The organism is Asanoa sp. NPDC049475, assembly GCF_040676915.1.
GTDB lineage: Bacteria > Actinomycetota > Actinomycetes > Mycobacteriales > Micromonosporaceae > Asanoa.
Window position 1 is genome coordinate 609,904 of the sequence record NZ_JBFAPY010000001.1, and the last position, 24,551, is coordinate 634,454.

At 70.4% G+C, this 24,551-nt stretch carries 27 protein-coding genes and 1 pseudogene; 18 read left to right on the plus strand and 10 right to left on the minus strand.

Translation table 11 applies throughout. From position 1 onward, the window contains the following. Both AB0J88_RS02920 and AB0J88_RS02925 read left to right on the plus strand, forming a co-directional pair. Positions 1 to 882, plus strand: coding sequence for a biotin--[acetyl-CoA-carboxylase] ligase (locus AB0J88_RS02920; protein ID WP_364355607.1), 882 nt, complete (start codon positions 1 to 3; stop codon positions 880 to 882). Positions 883 to 963: 81 nt separating this feature from the next. After that, on the plus strand, positions 964 to 1,587 hold the full coding sequence (locus AB0J88_RS02925) for a PH domain-containing protein (protein ID WP_364355604.1): 624 nt from the start codon (positions 964 to 966) through the stop codon (positions 1,585 to 1,587). On the opposite strand, the gene AB0J88_RS02930 is transcribed toward AB0J88_RS02925, so the two are convergent. From AB0J88_RS02930 to AB0J88_RS02945, 4 genes and pseudogenes are all read right to left on the minus strand, one after another. Further along, positions 1,519 to 2,700, minus strand: coding sequence for a GNAT family N-acetyltransferase (locus AB0J88_RS02930; protein ID WP_364355601.1), 1,182 nt, complete (start codon positions 2,698 to 2,700; stop codon positions 1,519 to 1,521). The genes AB0J88_RS02925 and AB0J88_RS02930 overlap by 69 nt on opposite strands. A 20-nt stretch (positions 2,701 to 2,720) precedes the next feature. Next, positions 2,721 to 3,290 (minus strand): annotated as a pseudogene (locus tag AB0J88_RS02935) (GtrA family protein); the annotation flags it as partial. A gap of 70 nt (positions 3,291 to 3,360) precedes the next feature. Next, positions 3,361 to 3,909: a GtrA family protein gene (locus AB0J88_RS02940; protein ID WP_364355598.1), complete on the minus strand. Its 549-nt coding sequence runs from the start codon at positions 3,907 to 3,909 to the stop codon at positions 3,361 to 3,363. Positions 3,910 to 4,035: 126 nt separating this feature from the next. Next, positions 4,036 to 4,794, minus strand: coding sequence for a sigma-70 family RNA polymerase sigma factor (locus AB0J88_RS02945; RefSeq protein WP_364355595.1), 759 nt, complete (start codon positions 4,792 to 4,794; stop codon positions 4,036 to 4,038). Positions 4,795 to 5,197: 403 nt separating this feature from the next. Between AB0J88_RS02945 and AB0J88_RS02950 the strand changes: the two genes are divergently transcribed. From AB0J88_RS02950 to AB0J88_RS02965, 4 genes are read left to right on the plus strand one after another with little or no spacing between them, the layout of a single operon-like run. Beyond that, entirely contained in the window at positions 5,198 to 7,027 is a 1,830-nt protein-coding gene (locus AB0J88_RS02950) for a phosphoenolpyruvate carboxykinase (GTP) (protein ID WP_364355592.1), read from the plus strand. A 49-nt stretch (positions 7,028 to 7,076) separates the two neighbouring features. Then, a complete protein-coding gene (locus tag AB0J88_RS02955) occupies positions 7,077 to 7,934 on the plus strand; it encodes a hypothetical protein (protein WP_364355589.1) in 858 nt (285 codons plus the stop codon). Beyond that, a complete protein-coding gene (locus AB0J88_RS02960) occupies positions 7,934 to 9,088 on the plus strand; it encodes a geranylgeranyl reductase family protein (protein WP_364355586.1) in 1,155 nt (384 codons plus the stop codon). The genes AB0J88_RS02955 and AB0J88_RS02960 overlap by 1 nt, the downstream gene beginning before the upstream one ends. 10 nt (positions 9,089 to 9,098) lie before the next feature. Continuing rightward, complete coding sequence (locus AB0J88_RS02965) at positions 9,099 to 9,869, plus strand: isoprenyl transferase (RefSeq protein WP_364355583.1); 771 nt, start codon at positions 9,099 to 9,101, stop codon at positions 9,867 to 9,869. A 279-nt stretch (positions 9,870 to 10,148) separates the two neighbouring features. Here the strand turns inward: AB0J88_RS02965 and AB0J88_RS02970 are convergent, their stop codons facing one another. Further along, on the minus strand, positions 10,149 to 11,135 hold the full coding sequence (locus AB0J88_RS02970) for a zinc-binding dehydrogenase (protein WP_364355580.1): 987 nt from the start codon (positions 11,133 to 11,135) through the stop codon (positions 10,149 to 10,151). 76 nt (positions 11,136 to 11,211) lie between these two features. On the opposite strand from AB0J88_RS02970, the gene AB0J88_RS02975 reads away from it, so the two are divergent. After that, a complete protein-coding gene (locus tag AB0J88_RS02975; RefSeq protein WP_364355577.1) occupies positions 11,212 to 11,838 on the plus strand; it encodes a helix-turn-helix domain-containing protein in 627 nt (208 codons plus the stop codon). Positions 11,839 to 11,888: 50 nt separating this feature from the next. Further along, the gene (locus tag AB0J88_RS02980) at positions 11,889 to 12,368 is read left to right on the plus strand and encodes a hypothetical protein (protein ID WP_364355574.1); all 480 of its coding nucleotides are present in this window, start codon (positions 11,889 to 11,891) and stop codon (positions 12,366 to 12,368) included. Between the two features lie 5 nt (positions 12,369 to 12,373). Here the strand turns inward: AB0J88_RS02980 and otsB are convergent, their stop codons facing one another. The 3 genes from otsB to AB0J88_RS02995 all read right to left on the minus strand — a co-directional run bounded on the left by otsB (position 12,374) and on the right by AB0J88_RS02995 (position 14,248). After that, on the minus strand, positions 12,374 to 13,195 hold the full coding sequence (gene otsB, locus AB0J88_RS02985; protein ID WP_364355571.1) for a trehalose-phosphatase: 822 nt from the start codon (positions 13,193 to 13,195) through the stop codon (positions 12,374 to 12,376). A 71-nt stretch (positions 13,196 to 13,266) separates the two neighbouring features. After that, positions 13,267 to 13,626 carry a hypothetical protein gene (locus AB0J88_RS02990; RefSeq protein WP_364355569.1) on the minus strand — a complete coding sequence of 120 codons (360 nt, stop codon included), beginning with the start codon at positions 13,624 to 13,626 and terminating at the stop codon, positions 13,267 to 13,269. A gap of 181 nt (positions 13,627 to 13,807) precedes the next feature. Beyond that, positions 13,808 to 14,248, minus strand: a complete 441-nt coding sequence (locus AB0J88_RS02995; RefSeq protein WP_364355955.1) for a helix-turn-helix domain-containing protein — start codon at positions 14,246 to 14,248, stop codon at positions 13,808 to 13,810. Between the two features lie 270 nt (positions 14,249 to 14,518). On the opposite strand from AB0J88_RS02995, the gene AB0J88_RS03000 reads away from it, so the two are divergent. From AB0J88_RS03000 to AB0J88_RS03010, 3 genes are all read left to right on the plus strand, one after another. Then, on the plus strand, positions 14,519 to 14,875 hold the full coding sequence (locus AB0J88_RS03000; RefSeq protein ID WP_089247163.1) for a hypothetical protein: 357 nt from the start codon (positions 14,519 to 14,521) through the stop codon (positions 14,873 to 14,875). Positions 14,876 to 14,891: 16 nt separating this feature from the next. Beyond that, a complete protein-coding gene (locus AB0J88_RS03005) occupies positions 14,892 to 15,224 on the plus strand; it encodes a hypothetical protein (RefSeq protein ID WP_364355566.1) in 333 nt (110 codons plus the stop codon). A 503-nt stretch (positions 15,225 to 15,727) separates the two neighbouring features. Continuing rightward, the gene (locus AB0J88_RS03010) at positions 15,728 to 16,999 is read left to right on the plus strand and encodes a PhoH family protein (protein ID WP_364355952.1); all 1,272 of its coding nucleotides are present in this window, start codon (positions 15,728 to 15,730) and stop codon (positions 16,997 to 16,999) included. 44 nt (positions 17,000 to 17,043) lie between these two features. On the opposite strand, the gene AB0J88_RS03015 is transcribed toward AB0J88_RS03010, so the two are convergent. Then, positions 17,044 to 17,634 carry a deaminase gene (locus AB0J88_RS03015; protein ID WP_364355563.1) on the minus strand — a complete coding sequence of 197 codons (591 nt, stop codon included), beginning with the start codon at positions 17,632 to 17,634 and terminating at the stop codon, positions 17,044 to 17,046. A 252-nt stretch (positions 17,635 to 17,886) separates the two neighbouring features. Between AB0J88_RS03015 and AB0J88_RS03020 the strand changes: the two genes are divergently transcribed. The 4 genes from AB0J88_RS03020 to AB0J88_RS03035 all read left to right on the plus strand — a co-directional run bounded on the left by AB0J88_RS03020 (position 17,887) and on the right by AB0J88_RS03035 (position 21,131). Then, a complete protein-coding gene (locus tag AB0J88_RS03020; RefSeq protein WP_364355560.1) occupies positions 17,887 to 18,561 on the plus strand; it encodes a lytic transglycosylase domain-containing protein in 675 nt (224 codons plus the stop codon). A gap of 78 nt (positions 18,562 to 18,639) precedes the next feature. Further along, positions 18,640 to 19,437 carry a serine protease gene (locus tag AB0J88_RS03025; RefSeq protein WP_364355558.1) on the plus strand — a complete coding sequence of 266 codons (798 nt, stop codon included), beginning with the start codon at positions 18,640 to 18,642 and terminating at the stop codon, positions 19,435 to 19,437. Between the two features lie 27 nt (positions 19,438 to 19,464). Further along, positions 19,465 to 20,067 carry a rhomboid family intramembrane serine protease gene (locus tag AB0J88_RS03030; protein ID WP_364355556.1) on the plus strand — a complete coding sequence of 201 codons (603 nt, stop codon included), beginning with the start codon at positions 19,465 to 19,467 and terminating at the stop codon, positions 20,065 to 20,067. Positions 20,068 to 20,162: 95 nt separating this feature from the next. Further along, a complete protein-coding gene (locus AB0J88_RS03035; protein ID WP_364355553.1) occupies positions 20,163 to 21,131 on the plus strand; it encodes an NAD(P)/FAD-dependent oxidoreductase in 969 nt (322 codons plus the stop codon). Between the two features lie 12 nt (positions 21,132 to 21,143). On the opposite strand, the gene glpX is transcribed toward AB0J88_RS03035, so the two are convergent. Further along, positions 21,144 to 22,166 carry a class II fructose-bisphosphatase gene (gene glpX / locus AB0J88_RS03040; RefSeq protein WP_364355550.1) on the minus strand — a complete coding sequence of 341 codons (1,023 nt, stop codon included), beginning with the start codon at positions 22,164 to 22,166 and terminating at the stop codon, positions 21,144 to 21,146. Between the two features lie 145 nt (positions 22,167 to 22,311). Here glpX and AB0J88_RS03045 point away from each other — a divergent pair, with 145 nt between their 5' ends. The 3 genes from AB0J88_RS03045 to AB0J88_RS03055 all read left to right on the plus strand — a co-directional run bounded on the left by AB0J88_RS03045 (position 22,312) and on the right by AB0J88_RS03055 (position 24,551). Further along, positions 22,312 to 22,863 carry a DUF4245 domain-containing protein gene (locus AB0J88_RS03045; protein ID WP_364355547.1) on the plus strand — a complete coding sequence of 184 codons (552 nt, stop codon included), beginning with the start codon at positions 22,312 to 22,314 and terminating at the stop codon, positions 22,861 to 22,863. An 82-nt stretch (positions 22,864 to 22,945) separates the two neighbouring features. Next, positions 22,946 to 23,707, plus strand: coding sequence for a hypothetical protein (locus AB0J88_RS03050; RefSeq protein WP_364355544.1), 762 nt, complete (start codon positions 22,946 to 22,948; stop codon positions 23,705 to 23,707). Between the two features lie 70 nt (positions 23,708 to 23,777). Beyond that, a complete protein-coding gene (locus AB0J88_RS03055; protein WP_364355541.1) occupies positions 23,778 to 24,551 on the plus strand; it encodes a hypothetical protein in 774 nt (257 codons plus the stop codon).

Here is a 24,551-nt window from a genome sequence, read left to right on the forward strand (position 1 = left end):
GTGCCTGGCTCGCCCTACTCCGACCTCGACCGTCCGCCGCTCAACGCCCGGTCGCTCGAGCGGGCGCTGACCGGGCCGGGCGAGCTGTGGACCAGCCTCGACGTGCGCGTCGAGACCGCGTCCACCAACGCCGACGTCGTCGAAGCCGCGCGGGCCGGCGCCCCCGAGGGGTTGATCGAGGTCGCCGAACGGCAGACCGCCGGCCGTGGCCGGTTGGGCCGGGAATGGCAGTCACCCGCCCGCGCCGGGATCGCCGTGAGCGTGCTGCTGCGACCGGGTGCCGCCGACCCCGAGCGTGGGTGGCCGCCGTTGCCGGCGAAGGCGTACGCCTGGCTGCCGTTGCTCGCCGGTGTCGCGGTCGCCGAGGCGGTGATCCGCCTGGCCGAGCTGCCGGACGGCGTGGTGCCGGCTCTCAAGTGGCCCAACGACCTGCTGGTCGGCGACGCGAAGTGTGCCGGCATCCTGGCCGAGGGCGTGCCGGACGCCGGCGGTGGTCCGGCGGTGGTGCTCGGCATCGGGCTCAACGTGACACTCCGCGCCGACGAGCTGCCCGAGCGCTCGACCGGCCTGCCGGCCACGTCGTTGCGGCTGGCCGGGGCCGAGGTGACCGACCGCGACCCGCTGCTGCGGGCCACGCTGCGCGGGCTGGCGAGCTGGTACGAACGCTGGCGCGCGGCGGACGGCGACGCGGCCGCCAGTGGCCTGCGCGGTGCCTACCTCAGCCGCTGCGACACGATCGGCCGCGAGGTGCGGGTCCTGCTGCCGGGCGGCGCCGAGTTCACCGGCGACGCGACCGGCGTCGACGACAGCGGCCGGCTGGTCGTGCGTACACCGGAAGGCGAGCGCACCGTCGCCGCCGGTGACGTGCTGCACCTGCGCTGACACCCGACAGCGGCCGGGCCTACGCGGCGCTCCGGCGAGGCAGTAGGTTCACCCCGACAAAGGCGTGTGCGGAGGTGTGCGGTGGCTTTTCCCGAGGACGTGCTGACGAGCGAGGAACGCGTGGTGCTGCACGTGCACCCGCACTGGAAGACGCTCGCCCGCCCGATCCTGCTGGCCCTCCTCGTGGTCGCCGCGGCCGTGGTGGCGCTGGTCTTCGTGCCCAGCGGCATCGGGCAGCTCATCATCGGTGCGGCCGCGCTGGTCGTGCTGGTCTGGTTGCTGCTGCGCCCGGTGCTGGTCCGGCAGAGCACGCACTACGTCTTCACCGACCAGCGGATCCTGCTCCAGGTCGGCATCTTCAACCGCGACCGGCGCGACATCCCGCTGAGCCGGGTCAACGACCATTCGATGAACCAGCACTTCCTCGAGCGGCTGCTGGGCACCGGCACGCTGGTCATCGAGTCGGCGGGGGAGCGCGGCCAGCAGGTCCTGCACGACATCCCGCAGGTCGAGAAGGTGCAGACGCTGCTCTACGAGCTCGTCGAGGCCGACCACGACAAGGGCACCCTCGACGAAGGCGAGATGCGCGACATCATGCGCGAACACCGCGAAGCCACCGCCGACGGCGGTAAGACCCTAGAACTCCGCGAAGACGTACGGCGGGCGCGGCGGGAAGAGGGCGCGGAGCGCCTCGGCGGCTTCTAGCGGGATGGTGCCGAGGCCGCGCAGGCCGACCTCGATCGGGTCGAGGACGCCGTAGACCAGCGCCGACAGGCCGGCGGCCGACAACGAGGCGGCGGCCGGTGCGTCCGTGCGGTCGACGAGCAGCGAGCCGCCGGTGCCGTCCAGGTGGTAGCGGCCCGCCAGCAGCGCGTCGTCGACCACGTCGACGGTGATCGCCACCGGGCCGGCCGCGATGCCCTCCAAGCCCTCCAGCGACAGCACCCGGGCCATCGGGGCGGACGAACTCGGCGGCCGCGCGTCGGCCGTCGTCTCGACGCCGAAGTCGTCGGCCCACAGCTCGGGCGTGTCGCCGGGCAGCAGCGCCAGCTTGACGCGATCGACCTGGTCGGTGTGCCGGGCCAGGAAGCTGAGGATCAGCGTTCGACCGAGCGGCCCGGTGTGCAGCAGCGTGTCGCCGGACAGCTCACCGAGGTGGTCGTCGATCCGGTACGGCAGCGACCCCACCACCTCGCCGTCGACGTGCGCGGTGACCACCCACTTGCGGTCGTCGCGCAGGGAGACGGCCCGGAAGTCGGGGAACGTCGCGAAGCCGTGGAGCTGGTCCCGCAGGCGCAGGGTCAGCGCACGGTGGTCCGCGTAGCCGTCGGCGATCCGGCGCCAGCGCAGCTCACCGGGCAGGTCGGCGCGGAGGAGGTCGGTCAGGCCGCCCGGTGAGAACGTGGCGGTGCGGTGCTGCGGCAGGGTCACGTAGCCGAACCGCGCGTAGAACGACGGCCGGAACGGGTACAGCGTGGAGACCGGGTTGCCGTCGTCGCGCATGTCTTCGAGCAACTGGTTGAGCAACGTGCGGACGAGGCCGCGGCGGCGAGCCAGCGGGTGCGTCGCGATGCTGGCGACACCGGCCATGGGCACGACCGCGCCCCGTACGTTCTGCTGCATCGGAATAGCCGCCACGGTCGCCAGGGTGGCGCCGTCCTCCTCGGCGACCAGGGTGTGGTTGCCCGAGTGGTACGGCAGGTAGTCCCGGTAGTGCTGGGAGACGGCCTGCTCGCTCGGCGACTTGTCGAAGGCGTACGACTGGAGCGGGAACGACGTGGTCAGCCGCTCGTCGCCGCTGATCCGGCGGACTCTCAACGGTGGCGGCGCGCGGAGCCGGCCGACTCGAACTCTTCGACGACTTCGGCGAGCTCGGCCACCGGGTCGAAGGTCGCGATCACGTCACCGTCGAGGTGGTGGCCGTTCTGCCTGACCGTCGCCACCGAGTTGGGCTGGCCAGTCTTGGCGACCTCTGGCGCGGGCCGGAACACGAAGGTCCGGTAGGTGTAGAACCGGAAGATCGTGGCCAGGCCGAGGCCGAGGAACTTGAAGACGTTGAGCCACAGCAGGCTGTGCATGTCCAGGCCGTACTTGGCGATGCCCAGCACGCCGAGCTCGATCACCAGGCCGGTGGCGTTGAAGAGCACGAACAACGTCGTCTCGCGCCGGATGGCCGACTTCGGGCGATCGCGGTAGGTCCAGTGGCGGTTCATGAAGTACGACGTGACGGTCGCGAAGACCGTAGCGATCACGTTCGCCTTGAGCTGCCCGTTGTGGAAGATCGTGAGCGCGAGGGCGTTGAACACCACGAAGTTGATCACGGTGTTGATGCCACCGACGATGCCGAACTTCAGCGCCTCGCGGAGGAGCTTGTTCCACCGCTCGGGCATGATTCGGTCCACGCGCATTGGGCCACCTTACGGGAGACGGGCGATTCAGTTCGTGCCAACGGCGGGCGCTGGGTGCGAAGTCACGTCCTCAGTCACCCTTGGTGACCCGGTACGACGCGGACGGTGTTCGAGGTGCCGCCGCATCGACGAAGACGAACCGCCGATAGGACCAGAAACGGAAAAGCGTGCCGAAGGCCGTGCCGATGAACTGGCCGGAAATGTTGTCAGCCAGCGTGGTCTGGAAGACGGCGGGCCACATCGCGCCTAGGACGTAATGACTGATACCCAGGCACGCCAGGCCTATGCCGAGACCGACGGCGTTGAAGAAGAAATAGAGCAGGTATTCGCGACGCAGGCCGCTGCGCTCGCGATGCCGCCAGGTCCAGAACCGGTTGCCGACGAAGGCGAGCGTCGCCGCGATCACCGTGGAGATCGTCTTCGCGAGCAGCGGCGGGGTGCCGTCGCCGGAGATCAGCAGGTTGAAGATCAGCAGATCGACGAGGAACGCGATGCCGCCGACCGTGCCGAACTTGCCCAGTTCCTTGACCAGATGACCGAAGCGTTCGCGCAACCTTGCCACCGTCCCCGAAGGGGCGGCCGAAGATGACGACTCGTCGTCGGCAACGGTTGCGGACACGGCCCGAGACTACCGTCTGTGTGCACGCCCCGTTCGCGACGTACGAAACGTGTAACCAGACGGTGATCGTCCCGGAGGCTGGCCGGCGCGGTCGGTAACCACACCGGCATCGCCCGTCATGATCGGTCAGCCGGCGGCTGGGAGATCCGCTAGCTCGTCGAGCGCCGCCCGGCAGTCCGCGCACGTGGCCAGGTGGCCGTCGACCGTGCTGCGGACCCGCCGGGCCAGCCGTCCGCGCAGGTAACCGGCCAGCCGTGCGGCGACCTGGCGGCAGGCCGGCGCGTCGGCGGGAGTCACGTGCTCCTGCAGGTAGATCTGCCGCAGGCGCTCCCGGGCTCGGAAGGCCAGCGCGGCGACCCCGCCCGGCGTCAGGCCGAGCCGTCCGGCCACCTGGGCCGGCGACTCACCCTGCACCGCGGTGTGCCAGAGCACGGCTCGCCAGCGTTCCGGCAGCCGGGCGAAGGCACGGGCGGCGTAGAGCCGGTCGAGTTGCGCCACGGTGGGATCGGCGAACGGCACGCCGGCCTCGTACCGGCTGAGGTCATCCGTGAACTCCACCCGCTGCTCGGAGCGCAGCCGGTCGTACCGCAGGTGCTTGAGCGTCGTGTAGAGGTAGGGCCGGAAGGCACGGGCCGGGCCGCGGCCGGCACGGAGCGTGGCGAGCACCTTGGCGAACGTCTCGGCGACGAGATCGTCGGCGTCGGCGCGGTCCCGGGTGAGCGTGCCGGCGAGGCGGCGGGCCCCTCCGGCATGTCGGACGTAGAGGGTTCCGTACGCCCCGGTGTCTCCGGAGCGGACGGCCTCGACGAGATCCGCGTCGGACGGCTCGTCGTCGCCGTCGGTGGGTTCCGGTCGCTGGTCGGTTGTGGTCGTCGGGCTGGTCATGCCGCCTCCAGGGGGAGGAATGGGGCGGAAATGCCTATAGGGAACGTGAGGGAGAAAACCCTCGTTATGAGGAAAAGCGTAGGTCACTCCGTAGCGTGAGGGAAGAGGCGTTTTGGCAGCCCGGGGCGCCGATGGGTGGGTCCGCGTCCTGCCGAGCGCCCAGGTGTCACCGACCCGGAAGAGGGATGTCGATGGACGAGATGCGCGAATGTGCGCGGGAGAGCGTGACATCCATCGGGGAATGCCAAACCCACCGTCCCTTGTGCAGATTTTCACAACCGGCCGCGCTGCCCTTAACGGTCATTCGGTTTAGTCTGAGTTGAACCCCGAGATGCACTGGCGTGGCGCGAGCCCGCCCTGGTTTGTGCACCCATAGGTCAGCGTCGACCGCGAGGAGTTCACAATGACTGCAAGTCCGGCCACCCTTCCCGGCGCCGACGAAGCGCCCACTTCGCACTCCAGACTTTTGGCCTGGGTCAACGAGGTCGCCGAGCTCACCACACCCGAGCGCGTGGTGTGGGTCGACGGGTCCGATGAGGAATGGACCCGCCTGACCGACGAACTAGTCGAGGCCGGCACGCTCGTGCGTCTCAACGAGTCGAAGCGCCCGAACTCCTTCTGGGCGCGCACCGATCCCACCGATGTCGCGCGGGTCGAGGAGCGCACCTTCATCTGCTCGGTCGACGAGGCCGACGCCGGGCCGACCAACAACTGGATGGCGCCCGCGGAGATGAAGCGGGAGATGACCGCGCTCTACCGCGGCTCGATGCGCGGTCGGACGATGTACGTCATTCCGTTCTGCATGGGCCCGATCGAGGCCGAGAACCCGATGTTCGGTGTCGAGATCACCGACAGCGCGTACGTGGTCGCCTCGATGCGCATCATGACCCGGATGGGCACCACGGTGCTGCGCGCGATGGGCGACGACGCCGACTTCGTGCCGGCATTGCACTCGCTCGGCGCGCCGCTCACGTCAGGCGAAGCCGACGTGCCCTGGCCGTGCAGCGACACCAAGTACATCTCGCACTTCCCGGAGACCCGCGAGATCTGGTCGTACGGCTCGGGCTACGGCGGCAATTCGCTGCTTGGCAAGAAGTGCTACTCGTTGCGCATCGCCAGCGTGATGGCCCGCGACGAGGGCTGGCTCGCCGAGCACATGCTCATCATGAAGCTGACCTCGCCCGAGGGAGTGGTCAAGTACGTCGCGGGCGCCTTCCCGTCGGCCTGCGGCAAGACCAACCTCGCGATGCTGGAGCCGACCATCCCGGGCTGGAAGGTCGAGACGATCGGCGACGACATCGCGTGGATGCGGTTCGGCGAGGACGGCCGGCTCTACGCGGTCAACCCCGAGTTCGGCCTGTTCGGCGTCGCGCCGGGCACCGACTACCGGACCAACCCCAACGCGATGCGTACCCTCGCCCGAGGCAACTCGGTGTTCACCAACGTCGCGCTGACCGACGACGGCGACATCTGGTGGGAGGGCATGGGCGAGCCGCCCGCGCACCTCACCGACTGGAAGGGCCAGTCGTGGACCCCGGAGAGCGGCGAGCTGTCGTCGCACCCGAACAGCCGGTTCTGCACGCCGATCGCGCAGTGCCCGATCATCGCGCCGGAGTACACCGACCCGGCGGGTGTGCCGATCGACGCGATCCTGTTCGGCGGGCGGCGCAAGACCACGATCCCGCTGGTGACCGAGGCACGCGACTGGGTGCACGGGGTCTACCTGGGCGCGACGCTCTCCTCGGAGACCACCGCCGCCGCGGCCGGCCAGGTCGGCGTGGTGCGCCGGGACCCGATGGCGATGCTGCCGTTCATCGGCTACAACGCCGGCGACTACTTCGCGCACTGGATCGAGATGGGCAAGGGCGCGGGCGCCGACACGGCCCAGCTGCCGAAGATCTTCTACGTCAACTGGTTCCGGCGCGACGCCGACGGTGGCTTCCTCTGGCCGGGCTTCGGCGAGAACTCGCGGGTTCTCAAGTGGATCGTCGAGCGGCTCGACGGCCGGGCCGACGCCGTGGAGACCGCGATCGGGCATGTGCCCACGCCGGAGGCGCTCGACCTGTCCGGCCTCGATGTCTCGCCGGAATCGGTGGCGGCCGCCCTGCGGGTGGACGCCGAGGAGTGGCGCGCGGAGATCCCGCAGGTCACGGAGTGGTTCGAGAAGTTCGGCGACAAGCTGCCGGGCGTGCTGTGGGCGGAGCTCGACGCGCTCAAGGCCCGCTTGAGCTGACGCTCGCTTTCGGGAGGCCCTTTCCGCGGGGCCTCCCTACACTCACGGCATGCCCCCGACCGTGCGCGCGTTGGTAGCGCTCCTCTACGCGACGGCCGCCGCCACGGTCGCGGTCGAGCTGGTCAACTGGGCGTACGCGCCGGAGCAGGGCTTCGGGCTGGCGGTGCGCACCGGTTGGGCGCTGCTGCGGGCGTTCGGTTTCCTGATCCTGGTCTGGCACGTGCGCCGCGGCCGCGCCGGCGCCAAGCCGCTCGGGCTGATCCTGGCCGTCACCACCGTGTTCGCCGTCGGGCGGCTGGTCGTGCCCCGCTCAGGGGTGCCGCCGCTGCCCGGCGCGATCGGCTTCGTGCTGCTCACCGCGCTCTGCGTCGCGGTGGTCGTGCTGCTCTACCGGGTGCCGACCGTGGGCGCGCACCTCGTGCGGCATCCCAACCGGCTCGTGCTCGACCGCCGCGGCATCGGCTGGCAGGAGGGCGTGCCGCGCCGGCCACCGATAGCCGCCTGGACGCTGACCGCCCGGGTTGCCGCGTTCACGTTTCCGGCACTGATGGTGGTGCCGGCGCTGGTGGCACTGGGCGACGCCGGCCTGCGCCGGCTGCCGCTGGTGCTCGGCTGGCTGCTGTTCGCCGTCGTCGTCGGCAACGTGCTGCTGCCGATCGCCATCTTCCTGCTGCGCGACCGCGCCTGGGCGCGGGTCTCGCTGGTCGTCCTCACGATCGCGGTGCTGCTCGTCGACCTGCCGCTCTGTTTCGTGCTGCTCGGCGTCGACGGCCTGGTCCGCGACGGTGGCCCGCTGCTCGTCGCCGCCGCGCTGACGCTGTGGGGCGTCGCGCGCTCGCGCACCTCGGCCCGTGCCCACGTGCCGACACCGCGCGCCGAGGCCTCTGTCCCGGATACGGTTCGCTGATGATCGATTACGACGTGCTCGTCGTCGGTGCCGGCCCCGCCGGAGCGACGGCGGCGGTGGCCGCACGCCGGGCCGGCGCCAGCGTGCTGCTGCTCGACCGGTCCAGCTTCCCGCGCGACAAGACCTGCGGTGACGGCATCGCGCCGCACGTGCTCGACGTGCTGGCCGGGCTCGGCGTCGACGACATCGCGGCGGGCTACGCGCCGGTGCGCTCGCTGCGCCTGGAGACACCTGACGGCACGGCCGGGGGAGAGCTGCGCCGACCCGACTACACCATTCCCCGGTACGTGCTCGACGCGCGCATCGTCGACGCGGCCGTCGGAGCCGGTGCGGAGCTTCGCCGGCACACGGTCCGGTCGGTGCGGGTGGAGGCCGACCGCGTCGTGGTCGACGACACGATCGCGGCCAAGGTGCTGATCGGTGCCGACGGCGCCGGCTCGGTGGTCCGCCGGGCGCTCGGACACCGGCCCAACCAGGGGCGGCACCTCGCCGTCGCGATGCGTGGCTACGTGGCCTTTCCCGGGTTGACCGATCAGCGGATCGTGACGTCGGGGCCGCGGTGGCCCGCGTACGCCTGGGCGTTCCCGATCGGCGACGGCACGGCGAACGTGGGCTACGGCGAGGTGATGCGGGGTCGGCCGCTCAGCCGTGCACACCTGCTCGACCGGATGGCCGACCTGCTGCCCGAGATCGATCTCGCCGACGTCACGCGGCTGCGCGCCCATCACCTGCCGTTGTCGACCTCGCGGCCGCCGCACGGCGCCGGGCGCGTGGTGCTGGTCGGCGACGCCCAGTCGCTGATCAACCCGTTCACCGGTGAGGGCATCTTCTACGCGGTGCTCTCCGGGTCGCTGGCCGGCCACGCGGCCGCGGTCACCCCGGCCCACGCGGCGCGTTCCTATGCCGTGGCGCTCCGTCGTCGGCTCGGCCGGCACCTCCGGCACAGCGCCGCCGCGGCCTGGCTGGCTCGCACGCCGGCCGTGATCCAGGCCGCTGTCCGGGCCGCCGGGACCGACCGCCGGGTCTTCGACTCGATCGTCGAACTCGGTCTCGGCGACGGTCTGCTACAGCCCCGTACGCTGGGGCGCATCGCTCGCGAGTTGACCGTTCGGACAGAACAAGCTCGTCCGTTCGTCCATGGCGGAGGTCGCTAGTCTGCAAGTGATGAATCTGCGTGATCTCGTCTATTCGATCTACGAACGGCGGCTGACTGCTCGGCTGGCCGGCAAGGCCGTGCCCCGCCACGTCGGGGTGATGTGCGACGGCAACCGCCGGTGGGCCAAGGAGATGGGATACGTCGATCCCAACGACGGCCATCGGGTCGGTGCGGCGAAGATCAAGCATCTGCTCGGCTGGTGTGACGAGGCGGGCGTCGAGCACGTGACGCTCTACCTGCTGGCCACCGACAACCTGCGCCGGCCGGCGGCCGAGCTCGACCCGCTGCTGCAGATCATCGAAGACCTGGTCGTCGAGCTCGCCGAGGACGCCAACCCCTGGCGGCTGCGCATCGTCGGCGCGCTCGACCTGCTGCCGGCCCAGACCGCGGCCGCGCTCAAGGCGGCCCAGGAGCGCACCCGCGACCGGGTGGGCGGGGCCGAGGTCAACATCGCGGTCGGCTACGGCGGCCGCCGGGAGATCGCCGACGCGGTCCGCTCGCTGCTCCAGGAGCACGCGTCCCGCGGTGGCACCCTGGAGGAGCTGGCCGAGGTGCTCGACGTGGACCACATCGCCGAGCACCTCTACACCCGCGGCCAGCCGGACCCCGACCTGGTCATCCGCACGAGCGGCGAGCAGCGGTTGTCTGGCTTCCTGCTGTGGCAGTCGGCGCACTCCGAGTTCTACTTCTGCGACGCCAACTGGCCGGACTTCCGCCGGGTCGACTTCCTGCGCGCCCTGCGCTCCTACGCGAGCCGCCAACGCCGTTACGGCGCCTAGCGCCACCCTCAGATCCTGGCGGCCCAACGGGCTGGCCGCCGCCTTGCGGCCTGGCGGGCTGGCCGCCGCCTTGCGGCCTGGCGGGCTGGCCGCTGCCTTGCGGCCTGGCGGGCTGGCCGCTGCCTTGCCGCCTGATGGGCCGGCTGCCGCCTTGCGGTCTGATGGGCTGGCGCTGCCTTGCGGCCCGACGGGCCGCCGTCCGGCGGCAGACCGATCCGTAGTCCCAGCCGCGCTGGGGTGGCAGTCCGAGCCGGGGATCTGGCGGCCGTCCGACGGTCGCTATGCGACCAGCACGACGACCTTGCCGGCCGGTGGGGTGGTCTGCTCCGCGATCATGTCCGGGACCTGGTCGAAGGACCACACCTTGCCCACCGGAGTGGTGAGCGCGCCCTGCCGGGCCAGCTCCGCCAGGCGACCCCAGGCCGCCCGCTCGCCCTCGGCCGAGTGGGCGTCGGCCAGCACTCCAACCGCGGAGTAGTTGCGCAGCAGCATGTCGACCGGGTCCAGGGTCACCGGCGTGCCCGAGGCGAAGCCGACGATCGCGAGCCGGCCACCCCGGCCCAGTGCCTTGGCCGCGGCGGCCGCGGTCTCACCGCCGACGACGTCGTAGACCACGTCAGCGCCTTTGCCCCCGGTCGCCTCCAGCAGTTCCTTCGTGAGGTCGGCGCTGTGGCGGCTCACCGCCTGGTCGGCGCCGACCGACCGGCAGAACGCGAGCTTCTCCGGGCTGCCGGCTACCGCGGTCACCGTCGCGCCGATCGCTTTGCCCAGCTGGATCGCGGCCACGCCCGAGCTTCCGGCGGCGCCCAGGACGACCAGGTGCTCACCGGACCGCAGGGCCGCGCGCTCGACGAGACCGGCGTAGCCCGTGCGGTAGGCGATCGGGAAGCCGCCCGCCTGCTCGTCGGTGAACGCTGCCGGGACCGCGACGGCCGAGCCGGACCGGACGTACGCGTACTCGGCGTAGCCGCCCCAGCCGCGCAGGAACGCGGTGATGCCCATGATCCGCTCGCCGACCGCGAACGGCTCGTCGGGGCCGGCCGCGACCACGTCGCCGCAGACCTCCTCACCGAGGCCGAACGGTGGCGAGCCCAGCAGGGGGAACGCGCCGGCCGCCATCATCGCGTCCGGATAGCCGGCGCCGGCCGTGCGGACCCGTACGAGCACCTCGCCGGCCGATGGCTCCTCGTAGCGGAGGCGTTCCCGGCGCACCACCTCCCGTGGGTCGCCAAAAGCCGTCAACCGCCACGCCACACCCTCGGTCACCACGTCGTCTCCTGCCAGACATGTTGTCGGACACGTTGTCCGGCAGAAACGTACACCCCCTGCCTAAGATCTGACCGTGGCCTCGATCACCCGCCGCCCGGCGGCCGACCCCAGCCGACGAGCCGCCGTCGAAGCGGACGTCCTCGCCGCGACCGAGCGGCTGCTCGCCGGCGGCGCAACCTACACCGAGCTCGGGGTGCAGCGGATCGCCGCGGAGGCGGGTGTCGCGCGCTCGACCTTCTACCTCTACTTCCGGGACAAGACCGAGCTCCTGCTGCGGCTCGCGGCCCAGCTCGGCGACGTGTCCTTCGCGTTGGTCGGCGACTGGACGCCCACCGGGCCGGCGGCGCTCGACGACCTGGCCGCGAGCCTGCTGCGGGTCATCCGCTTCTACCGGGACCGCCGGCACGTGCTGGCCGCCGTGCTCGAGGTCGCCGGCTACGAGCGCACGATCGGGGAGTTCTGGGAGGACCAGCTCCGGATGTTCATCGACCGGGCGCACGAGCTGCTCGTCGCCGAGCAGGCCGCCGGCCGCGCACCGGCCGACCTCAACGCCCCGACCGCCAGCCGGGTGATGATCTGGGGCGGGATGCGCGTCATCGCGGACCACGTCGTCAACCGGCCCGCCGAGGAAGACGAGTCGGTCGCCCGCGAGCTGGCCGCCAACGAGTGGTTCGGCGCGTTCCGCCGCCCGTCCGCCTGAGCGCCGGCGCGGGTGGCGGTCGGTCGATGTCGCACGGCACACTTCGTGCCATGAGGCTGCGTCGCGTCTTCCAGGTCGGGCTCGTCATCGCCGCCGGGGCGCTCGCCCTCGGCTGCACGTCCACGGTGGATCGGCAGGTGGCCGGGCCGCCGTCCTCGTCCGGCGTGCCGACCTCGCCGGGCTCGACCGCGCAGCCCGGTGTCCCGACCACCCCGAGCGCGCCCGCCGCCACGAACGTGCCCGGCACCGAGATGACTCCGCCGGCGGACCGCAACGTCTGCGGCCGGGTCCGCACCGCGACCAACGACTACTCGCGGTCCTATGAGAACGCGGTGCAGGCCGACAAGGCGATGGTCGGCAAGAAGTGGTCGGGCTTCATCCGCGACCGGGCCAAGGAGGCGACCGACCAGAAGCTCAAGAGCGACCTGACACGGGTCGCCGACGAGGTCGCGCGGTGGCGGCCGGGCCAGCCCGACCTGCGCGCGTACACCAGCCTGCTCAACACGGCCTGCGCCCGCTGGGGAGTCTGAGCGCCTCAGCGCACCGAAGCAGCGGCGTCCCCCAGGAAGTCGCCCAGGGCCTCGGGGGAGTCGAAGGTCAGGTCGGCGGCGCCCGCCACGGCCTGGCCGGTCTCCGGGTTGGCCACCGCGACGCAGACCCCGAAGAAGGACGGGTCGCGCTCCTCGCGGTCGCGCAGCGCCGCGAAGGCCTTGAGGTCGGAGACGTCGTCGCCGAAGTACCAGGCGCAACCGGCCGAGGCGACGGCCTCGCCGATCACCAGGCCCTTGTCGCGGTCGACGGGCGGCTTGAGCTCGAGCACCATGCGGCCGACCTGCACTCGCAGCCCCAGCCGCTCGGCCTCGGCGTTGCCCCAGCGCTCGACCTCGCCGGCCAGCTCCGGCGCCGTGCGGTAGTGCAGGGCCACCGACAGGCGCTTGTATTCGACCAGGATCTCGGCGGGTAGCTCGGTGCGGGCGCGGTCGGCCAGGTCGGCCATCGCCGGCACCCAGGGCAGCGCTGCGGGCTCGGTGACGGTCGGGCCGGCGCCGTGGCTGTGCTCGAGCCCGTAGAGGCCGTAGAGGTCGACGTCGGCGGTGCCGAGCCGGTCACGAAGGAAGTCGACCGGGCGGGCCGAGACGATCGCGACGCGTCGGACGACCCGGGCGAGCGCGGCGATCGCCGACAGCGCCCGGGGCACCGGGCGCACAGCGGTCGGATCGTCCGCCACCGGCGCCAAGGTGCCGTCGAAGTCGAAGAACAGCACGCACTCGTCAGCCCTGTCCGCGGTCAAGCGCCATGCGCTCTCCGCGTTCAGCGGGCGGTCGTCGCGCCCGTGGCCGTGATCTGACCCCCGCACAGCGCAAAGCCTACCGGGTGTCAGCCGCCCTCGGACCTGACGGATCACCCGGTTGACAACCCCCGCCCCGATTAGCGATCGTGCTGGCGCCCGGTCCGCTGCTGGGTGAACGGGACGATGGCGCCCGCTTCCTCGCCGTGGCTGAGCAGATAACCCTCGACGAATCCGGCGTTGCGGTCGCCCGTGTGCGCGTCGAGCTCGTTCAGCCGCACGGCCACGAACTCGGCCAGTGCGGTGATCCTCCCGTTGACCCGCGCGTACAACTCGGCGAGCACAGCGACGACGGTGCCCACCGACGCCATCGCGATGGTCGCCATGTTGAACGCCGTCGGAACTTCGCTCGTGTCTAGCACCCCGACAATAATGTTGGCAGTCGTGAACAGCGTGACCGAGACGGCCGAGACGACGACCGCCCCCCATTTCAGGGCCATCGACGACCCCTCCTTTGTTGTCCCGCAGGGCTTTGGCTGACCTCCGGTGCTCCCCACCCGACCCGAGCCCAAGCAGTACAAACGCGCACGCTACTGCGCTACGCGCGTTAAGATCGTGCCATTCGCCACACGACTCACGGCTTCTTTCGCCATTTGCGTAACGAGACGGCCACTTAGAGGTTTAAACGGCTCTACGACGTTTCGACGGCCGGTCAGACGGCAACAACGGCCGGTACGCGAGATAGCGAATCGTCTCTCGAATGTGGAACTTCTCCGCGTCGGAAACGTTGGGGTCCACGAGCCGGCGCAGCAGCGCCTCGACGTCAGGGTCCATCGGGGGAGCCGTCGGCGCGGGCCGGCCGGGGGTGGCCGCGTCCCAGCCGAGCACGCCGAACGCGGTGGAGGGGTTGAGGCCCAGGCCGGCGCAGAAGGCGACCACGCGTTCGGCCTCTGGGTCGCTGGCCCAGTCGGCGCGCACCCATCGGTTGATCGTCTGTCGGGACACGCCCGTGCGACGGGACACCTCGGAACCGCTCCAGGCGCGGGTCGTCCGCGCGTCCTCGAGCGCCTTACGAACGAATGCGGCGAACGCGATCTTGCGTCCGGCTGAGGTGTCCGGCACCGGCTGACGGTACGGCCAGTTCTCGATCTTCCCGGCCGGCGAACGCCTTGTGTATCGCGTGCGTGACGGGTCCGAACGATCGCCGGTAAACGATCGAGCGGGCCGTTCGGGCAGCGTCACGTGGTCAGACTAGGCCGACACAGGTTCCGCGCTAATCGCCCGAAAAGCCGATGCTGTCACGCGCGCGATACGCATTACGTTGTGTCACGTGAACGAGACGAACAGTGTCGAAACGCGTCACGGCTACGTGACATCAGGGGGTTCCGGGCGATGACCGAGCTGGCCACCCGGGAGCAGGCGTTCGGGCTGATCGCGGCGGGAGTCGCGGCCGGCATCACCGCACCGTGGCGGCTCTACCTCGCCCGCGGTGCCAGATACGTATCGCTGCAAGTCGCCGACATGACCGAGTGGGACGCGTGGCGCCTGCACCTCGGCTGCCCCGACCTGCGGATCAGGGTCTACGACACCGGCGCCGAGCTGCGCCGCACCTCGGTCGCCGAGGTGGTCATCGACCAGTGCCGGGTCGCCGTCGAGCTGGTCGAGGAGGTAGGTGTGGACGACATCGACCACCTGCTCGCCGGCCATCCGCGGATCGACCGCGCACCGCGCTACCCGGACGAGCGGTGAGAGGCAGCGCGTACCGATGACCGTGTATTTCGCGATCTTCCTCGTCCTCATGCTCGGTTCTTCCAGTTACGCGGCCGGACGACTGCACGGGCGGGTCGGCTACCGGACCGGCTACAGACAGGGCTTTTTCGATGGCGACCGGGGCGTAGGGCTTCGCCGGCGCCAGGGGGTGCGAGCGGTGGCGGCAACCGCCCGGGCGGAACCGCGGCAACGGTTCGCACCGGACGTCCCGACCACCATGATCGGTTCGGGAACCACCTATCTGAGCGCCTCCTTCGTGGGGACCACAACCGACGGCGGACGGCACGCCGCGGAGGTTCGCGAGATCGCGAGCCAGTCCGTGGCGTGAGTGGTCACCCGCGAGCGCTGACCGCCCGGTGGCAGGGCGGTCGCGCGCACCAGGGATCGGGCCAGTCCGGTGGCCCCGATCCCGACGGCGGCGACGCGTGAGGGGCGCGCGTCGCCGCCGGTGGCCGGCCCGGCTAGCGCCAGCCGGGCCGGCCAACCCCAACGAAAATCCCGGTAAACGAGTAGGTCTTACTTCGGCGTGTACTTCCCCCGGATGGCAGATGCCAGTTAGCGTCTAGCCATGGCGAGGGGTCATCCCACGCCAGCCGGCCGGCCTGGACCTGCGACGACATCGCCACGGGGCCCGCATCCGACCCCGTGCTCCCGGGCACCGGACGAGGCGGAAACACGCGGACGGTCCGGGTGCACGCTCGCCGGAGCAGGCCTGTGACAACTGCGCGCACCACTTCCCGGGCCACCCAGGACACCAACGCGACCGGCCGCGCCCCCCGCGGGCGCAAGGCCGCCGCGAAGGAGGACGGGCCACTTAGGCCGGTCTACGTCCTGGACACCTCGGTCCTGCTGTCGGACCCCGCCGCCTTTCGCCGCTTCGACGAGCACGAGGTCGTGCTCCCGTTGGTGGTGATCACCGAACTGGAGGGCAAGCGTCACCATCCCGAGCTCGGCTGGTTCGCGCGGCAGTCGCTGCGCATGCTCGACGAGCTGCGGATCAAGCACGGTCGGCTGGACCAGCCGGTGCCCATCAACGACCTCGGCGGCACGCTGCGCGTCGAGCTCAACCACTCCGATGACGGTGTGCTGCCGCCCGGCTTCCGCAACGAGTCCAACGACGCGCGGATCCTGTCGGTAGCCCTCAACCTCGCCGGCGAGGGTCGTCAGGTCACGCTGGTCAGCAAGGACATGCCGCTGCGGGTCAAGGCCGCCGCGGTCGGGCTCGCCGCCGACGAATACCGGCACGGCCAGGCCAGCGACCCGACGTGGACCGGCATGGCCGAGATCGAGGTGGGCGACGACGTCGTCAACGAGCTGTACGGCGGTGCCGACCTGGCCCTGGACGCGGCGGCCGAGCTGCCCTGCCACACCGGCCTGGTGCTGCACTCGTCGCGCGGCTCGGCGCTGGCCCGGGTGCTGCCGGACAAGGTGGTCAAGCTGGTCAGGGGCGACCGCGAGGCGTTCGGCCTGCGGGGCCGATCGGCCGAGCAGCGGATCGCGCTCGACCTGCTGCTCGACGAGTCGATCGGGATCGTGTCGCTGGGCGGCCGGGCGGGCACCGGCAAGTCGGCGCTGGCGCTGTGCGCGGGGCTCGAAGCGGTCATGGAGCGCCGCCGGCACAAGAAGGTGATCGTGTTCCGCCCGCTCTACGCGGTCGGCGGCCAGGAGCTCGGCTACCTGCCCGGCAGCGAGACCGAGAAGATGTCGCCGTGGGCCCAGGCGGTCTTCGACACGCTCGGTGCGGTGGTGCACGAGAACGTCCGGGAAGAGGTGCTGGGCCGCGGCATGCTCGAGGTGCTGCCCCTGACCCACATCCGGGGCCGGAGCCTGCACGACGCGTTCGTCATCGTCGACGAGGCGCAGTCGCTGGAGCGCGGGGTCCTGCTCACCGTGCTGTCCCGGATCGGCCAGGGCTCGCGGGTCGTGCTCACCCACGACGTCGCCCAGCGCGACAACCTGCGGGTGGGCCGCCACGACGGCGTCACGGCGGTCATAGAGGCGCTCAAGGGGCATCCGTTGTTCGCCCACGTGACGCTGACCCGCTCGGAGCGCTCCGCGATCGCCGAGGTGGTCACCGACCTGCTGGAGGACATCCCCACCTGAGCCACGCGGAAAGGGGGCCTCCCAACCGAGGCCCCCTTTCTCGCTCATTTGCGCACGGCGTACCGCAGATGGGTGACGCGGTTGCCCTGGATCGTCTCCAGCGGACCGTCGAGCAGGACCGGCTTGGTGGCGAGCTGGTCGAAGAACGGCGTGCCGCCGCCGAGCAGCACCGGCACCAGGTCGATCCAGATCTCGTCGACCAGTCCCGCGTCGAGGGCCTGGCTGGCGATCCGCCCGGCGTTGAGGCCGACGCCCTTGCCGCCGGCGAGCTCACCTGCCCGCGCGATGGCCGCCTCGATGCCGCCAGTCTCGAACGCGAACCACTTGTTGTCCTCGTACCCGGTGGGCGGGTTGTGGGTGAGCACCACGGTCGGCACCTCCATCGGGTGCTTTCCGCCCCACCCGTTCGTGAAGTCGAAGAGCTTGCGGCCGACGACCAGGGCACCGAGCTCGTTCAACCAGCGCTCGTTGCGGTCGGCACTGGCCCGGGTCATGTGCCAGGTCATCTCCGGGTGACCGGTGGGCACCTCGACATCGCCGTTGTCGTACCAGGCGAACAGGTGCTCGAACCCGGTCTCGCCGGGACCCGAGACGAAGCCGTCGATCGACACGCTGGCACCAGTGCTGACCTTCATCGCAGTGCTCCTTTTTGAAGTTCTGACTCTGTCTGCCCATGCGTCGTCCAAGGGGGCCGCGGATCGACAGGTTACGGAAACCTTTTTTCTGGCGTAGCGCTTTGCCTGACTTACCCAGCTTTAACCCGTGACCCAGATCACACAATGGTCTCCCTATTTCCCTCCCGGCTCACTGTGCGCAATGGTGTCTGGCGAGCGAACGAGGCCCCGAGCGCCGGGGCTGTCCATGTCCCCGACGAAGGGAACGACTTCGTGACTCGGCTGTGGAGCCGGTTCGGGGTTCGGGCGTTGGCGGTCGGCATCCTGGTCACCGGGGTGGGCGGCGGCTACTACCTGGGCCAGGACCGCAGGGTCCAAGAGCAGGGGATCGATTCGCAATTCGCCGCGGAGGCCCAGCAGGCCGAGAACGCGCTGCTCAAGGAGCATCACCTCGAGCACGAGTCGATGATGGCCCAGCGCCGGGACGCCGAGGCGATTGCTGCCCAGCGTGCCCAGGCCGCGGCCAAGGCGGCCGCCGCGCGCGCCAAGCGGGCCGAGGAGGCCAGCCGCAAGAAGCGCGAAGCGGCCAAGGAGCCGGTGAAGGCGCGGCCGTACACGGGTCCGATCCCGGAGTCCTGCAACGAGTACAGCGGCAACCGCAAGATCGGCTGCGCGCTGATGCTCGAAGAGGGCTTCAAGATCGACCAGATGCCGTGCCTCGACAAGCTCTGGACACGCGAGAGCGGCTGGAACCCGCTGGCGCACAACTCGAGCTCCGGTGCGCACGGCATCCCGCAGGCCAAGCCCGGCAACAAGATGGCGACGGTCGGCGACGACTGGGAGACCGGCGCGGCCACTCAGATCAAGTGGGGGCTGGGCTACATCGAGGGCCGCTACGACGACCCCTGCGGTGCGTGGGCGCACTCGGAGGCCGAGGGCTGGTACTGAACCACAAACATGAGGCAGAGGGTACGAACACTCGCGTTCGTGCCCTCTGCGGCTTTTGTGCGCTCTAGTGTCTGAGCCATGCGGGGGCGGCGCCTCGGAGGCGCGACACTAGTGATGGCGGCGGTCCTGAGCCTGCTGGCCGGGCCGGCCCGGGCGGACGACGGCACCGGCCGGGAGCGGATCGTCGGCGGCAGTCGCGTCGACGAGGGCTCGTTCCCCTGGGTCGTCCGGCTCTCGGTCGGCTGCGGCGGCTCGCTGATCGAGTCCCAGGTCGTGCTGACCGCGGGCCACTGCGTCAAGGGCAGCGGCGCGGACACCTCGATCCGGGTCACCGGTGGTTCGGTCGACCTCCAGTCGAGCCGGGCGCGGACCATCCGCTCGACGTACGTCTACCGGTCACCGGGCTACACCGACGCGGCCGCCGGCGACGACTGGGCGCTGATCCAGCTCGAGAAGCCCTTCGACCTGCCGACGCTGACCTTGGCCGCCGACTCCACGTACGACAGGGGCCGGTTCACGGTCATGGGTTGGGGTGCGACGTCGGAAGGCTCGCTCACCCAGCAGCGCCGGCTGCGCTCCGCGGAGGTCGACTTCGTCTCCGACTCCTCGTGCGACCGCAAGTACGGCAAGATTGACATGGGCATCGTCGACTCCGACATGATCTGTGCCGGCAAGGGCGGCAAGGACTCGTGCCAAGGCGACTCGGGTGGCCCGATGGTCCGGCTCGACATCAACGGATCGTGGCTGCAGATCGGCATCGTGAGCTGGGGCTACGGATGCGCGCGCAAGGACTTCCCGGGCGTCTACAGCCAGGTGTCGGCCTTCGGGCCTGAGATCGCGGTCGGTCTCGCGGTGCTCCGCTCCCGTCTGGCGTGAACGGTCCTCGCCTGGTACCCCTAGTGCGTGGCCCAGGACTGGACGACCGAGCCCGACCGGCTGCGCTTCGGCACCGAGCCCTTCTACGCCGCCGTCGGACGGGCCTTCGTGGCGATGTGCGCGGTGGTCCCGGTGCTGTTCGCGATCGAGGCCCTGGACTACTGGCTGGGCCTCGGACTCGACCCTCGGGGCGGCATCATCCCGCGCAGCCCGTACGGCCTCGACGGGATCATCTTCTCTCCGCTGTTGCACGACGGCTTCGACCACCTCTACGGCAACAGCGTCCCGCTGATCCTGCTGGGCACGTTCGTACTCGCCGCAGGCTCCCGCCGGTTCATCTGGTCGACGGCCTTGATCATGCTGATCGGCGGCCTGGGCGTGTGGATCTTCGGCGCACCCGGGACGGTGGTGGTCGGTGCCAGTGGGGTGATCTTCGGCTACTTCGGTCTCCTGTTGGCGCGGGGGATCGTGGAACGCACGTGGTGGAACCTGGGCGTGGTGGTGCTGGTCGGGCTGTTGTACTGGTGGCAGCTCTTCGGCATCCTGCCCTCCGACCCGCACGTCTCCTGGCAGGGCCATCTCTTCGGTTTCCTGGGCGGGGCGGTCGCGGCCATCGTGTTCCGCCGCTGACGCCCGAACCTCGTGGCGATGCTTGCCGGCATGGCATGGCTGTGCCTAACGTCGATGTCGACCGGGCCAGGTCGCCTGAAGGGCATTGGTGAGCCATGCGGGAAATCGACGTCGCCATCATCGGGGCGGGACCATCCGGACTCTTCGCGGCCTACTACGCAGGTTTCCGGGGGCTCTCGGTCGCGCTGATCGACAACCTGCCCGAGCCCGGCGGCCAGGTCACCGCCATGTACCCCGAGAAGCAGATCTACGACATCGGCGGCTTCCCGAGCATCAAGGGCCGAGAGCTGGTCGCCAACCTGGTCGAGCAGGCGGCGCCGTTCCGCCCCGAATACCTGTTGGGCACCCGGGCCGACGCCCTGACCTATGCCGACGGCCAGCCGGTGCTGCGCCTGTCCAGTGGCGAGGACGTCCGCTGCGGCGCGGTCATCATCACAGGCGGCATGGGCAGCTTCAAGCCCCGCCCGCTGCCGGCCGCGGAGGCCTTCACCGGCACCGGCATCGTGTTCTTCGTGCCACACCTGGCCGACCTGGCGGGCCAGGACGTGCTGATCGTCGGCGGCGGCGACTCGGCCTTCGACTGGGCGCTGGCCCTGGAGCCGCTGGCCAAGTCGGTCACCCTGGTGCACCGCCGAGACCGCTTCCGCGCCCACGCGGCGACGGTCGCGCGCGTGCAGGACCTGAGCGTCCGCATCGTGGTCAACGCCGAGATCGCGAAGATCCACGGCGAGGAGGCGGTCACCCACGCCGACATAGCGGTCAAGGGCGGCGAGACCGAGACCATCCCGGTCGACACAGTGGTGGCGGCGCTGGGCTTCACCGCCGACCTTGGCCCCCTGGCCGAGTGGGGTCTCGATCTGGACAAGCGGCACGTGAAGGTCGACAGCACGATGGCCACGAACCTGCCCCGGGTGTTCGCGGCGGGCGACATCACCGAATACCCGGGCAAGGTGCGGCTGATCGCCACGGGGTTCGGCGAGGCCGCTACCGCGGTCAACAACGCCGCGGTAGCCATCGACCCGGACGCCCACCTCTTCCCCGGCCACTCGAGCGACAACGGCTGATCCACATCAAGGTCAGCTCTGTTCCGCCAGGGGGCGGCCGTCGAAGTCGACCGAGGAGTAGAGGGCCAGCTTTTCCAGGCGGTGGTACGAGTCGATGATTCGGATCGTGCCGCTCTTCGAGCGCATCACGATCGACTGGGTGTACGCGCCGCCTGCTCGGTAGTGCACCCCGCGTAGGAGGTCGCCGCTGGTTACTCCCGTCGCTACGAAGAACGCGTTGTCGCCTGAGACCAGGTCGTCCGTGTGCAGCACCCGGTCCAGGTCGTGGCCGCCGGCCAGGGCCTTCTCGCGCTCGGCTTCGTCGCGCGGCCAGAGCTTGGCCTGCATCGCGCCGCCCATGCACTTGAGGGCGCAGGCCGCGGTGATGCCCTCCGGCGTACCCCCGATGCCCATCAGCACGTCGACCTCGGACGTGTCGCGGGCCGCGTAGATCGCGCCCGCGATGTCGCCGTCCGAGATGAACCTGATCATGGCCCCGGCCTGCCGCACCTCCCGGACCAACTGCTCGTGCCGGGGGCGGTCGAGGATGCAGACCGTGACGTCGGAGACGCTCGACTTCTTGACCTTGGCGATCCGGCGGAGGTTCTCCGTCACCCCGGCGTTGATGTCGATCACGTCGGCGCAGTCCGGGCCGACGACCAGCTTCTCCATGTAGAAGACGGCGCTCGGGTCGAACATCGCACCCCGCTCGGCGACCGCGAGCACGGCCAGGGCGTTGGGCATGCCCTTGCTCATCAGCGTGGTGCCGTCGATCGGGTCGACCGCCACGTCGACCTCGGGGCCGGTGCCGTCGCCGACCTCCTCGCCGTTGAACAGCATCGGGGCGTTGTCCTTCTCGCCCTCGCCGATCACCACGACGCCGCGCATCTGGATCGAGTTGATCAGCTTGCGCATCGCATCGACGGCGGCGCCGTCGCCGCCCTCCTTGTCGCCCCGGCCTACCCATCGACCGGCGGCCATGGCCGCCGCCTCGGTGACCCGTACCAGGTCGAGGGCCAGGTTGCGGTCGAGATCTTGCGGAATCTTGGCGCTCATCGGGCGGCCTCCTCGCGTCGCGACGCTGCAGTGTGAGGATCGGTCGTTACCTGAGATCCTGGCATGAACATCCGCTGAACGTCCGTTCGGGTCGCGGTATCGACCCGGTGTGGTCGCAACGGCCGACGCTCGGCACAATTGCCCCGTGGAGCAGGAGGCCAGCACCAAGGAGATCGTCGAGTCGGCCCAGCGCAGTGAGCGCCGGCCGCGCGACATGGTGATCTCCATGCTCGTGCTGCTCGTACCGATTCTCCTTGCCTTCGGGGTCTACCGGGTGTTCTTCGACGGCAACGACCCCATCGCGGTCGACCCGGCCGTGGCGATCGACGACGCCCGGCACGCCAACGCCTTCCCGGTCCTCGTGCCGACCGGGCTGTCCGACGAGTGGACCACGGTCACCGCCCGGTGGCAGCAGATCGACGGTGGCAAGGCGCTGCGCCTGGGGCTGGTCAGCCCCGACGGCAAGGGCGCCCAGGTCCTCCAGACCGACGCCGAGCCGACCAAGGTCATCCCGGCCGAGCTCACCGCCGAGGCCCAGCCGCAGGGCACGACCGACATCGCCGGCGCCGCGTGGCAGTCCTACACGACGCGGCCGGGCGAGCGCGCCCTGGTCAAGCTCGACCCGGGCCGCACCGTGATCGTAGTGGGCGAGGCCGCTGACGCGGATCTACGTACGCTCGCCGGCTCCCTCAAGTGATCTAGGGATCCAGCCAACGCTCAGCCAACGCCCAGCCGGGTACGCTACGGCGCCTCTTCCAAGAATCCATTGGAGTAAACCCTTGCGTACGCCCAAGCTGGCGGTCGCCGCCGCGGCCGTCCTCTTTGTCCTGGCAGGTTGCGGCCAGGCTGCCGACTCCGGCACCGGTTCGCCGGCCGCCGCGACCACCACCGCTCCCGCCGACCCCGCCGCGCAGATCGCCGCCGCTGGCAAGAAGGTCGACGAGAGCAGCTTCAAGTTCAGCTACGAGACGACCGGCATGAAGGCCGAAGGCGTCCGGCACCAGCCTTCGAAGAGCGTGCAGATGGCCATGACCGGCGTGTCCGAAGGCCAGGAGATCAAGATCGAAGTGGTCGCGATCGCCGAAGACGTCTGGACCAAGATGGACCTCGGCCTCGACCCGGGCGACGACCCGTCGATGCAGGGGCTCGCCGAGGGTCTCGGCAAGTGGCAGAAGTCCACTGCCGCCGAGGAGGAGGGCATGCCGTTCGCCGGGGCCGGCGGGCAGGCCATGGGCAGCGGCATGACCAAGGGCCTGGCCGACCTCAAGGAGACGGCGCCCGGCACCTTCACCGGCACTGTCGACGTCACGGTCAACACCGACCTCGACCTCACCGAAGACGAGGCGACGCTCAAGGCGCTCGGCGACAAGGCCAAGGCACTCCCGGTCACCATCACGCTCGACAGCGAGGGTCGCTTCAGCTCCATCGTGATCGAGATCCCGGCCACCGGCTCGGTCAAGGCGCAGAAGGGGACGGTCAAGTTCTTCGAGTACGGCGACGTCCCGCAGCCCAAGGCACCCCCGGCCGACGAGGTCGCGTAACCGCACGACGGAGTGGGCGGTCGTCTCGGCGACCGCCCACGCTCCGTGCGATCAAGGTGAAAGAAGAACGATGCGCGCACCAAGGTGGGCTGTCGCCTCGACGGCCGCCGTCCTCGTGCTGGCGGGCTGCGGCCAGCCGGCCGACAACGGCGTCGCGCCGTCCGCCACGCCGGCCCCCACCGCCAGCCCGACCGCCACCGCCCCGCCCGATCCGCTCGACGTACTCAACGCCGCGCGGCGGGAGATCTCCAAGGGCAACTACCGCTTCACGGTCAAGCGGTCCGGCGCCACGGTCGTCGGCTACCGGCACAAACCGACCGGGACCGCGCGGCTCAAGCTGACCCTTCCGAAGTCCGACAACTACACCGTGGAGGTGTTGGTCGTCGGCAAGACGCACCTCGCGCATTTCTCGGTCAAGAACGAGCCGTTCTACGGCGACGGTGAGTGGCTGAAGTACGACCGGAAGAAGGCCGGCAAAAACGTGTCGATCTCGCACTTCTTCGATGACGTCGACCTGCCAGGGGGTGGCGAGATACTCGCCGCCGCGCGTGACGTCCGGCTCGAGAACGGTGATCTGACCGGACTGGTCGACCTCATGCAGACCCAGTTCCTCCCGGCGCTGGACAGCAAGGCCCGCGATCTGATCGGTGACGAGGTCAGCAAGATTCCGTTCGTCGCCGATCTCGACGACCAGGGCCGGCTGACCAAGCTCGTGCTCAAGACCGGCGGCAAGCTGGGCCAGGTTGAGATCACCTACAGCGAGTACGGCACGGTCAAGCCGGACCGGATGCCGCCCGCTTCCGACGTCAGCACCGCTCCTACCGGCCTGTACCGCTACGTCTAG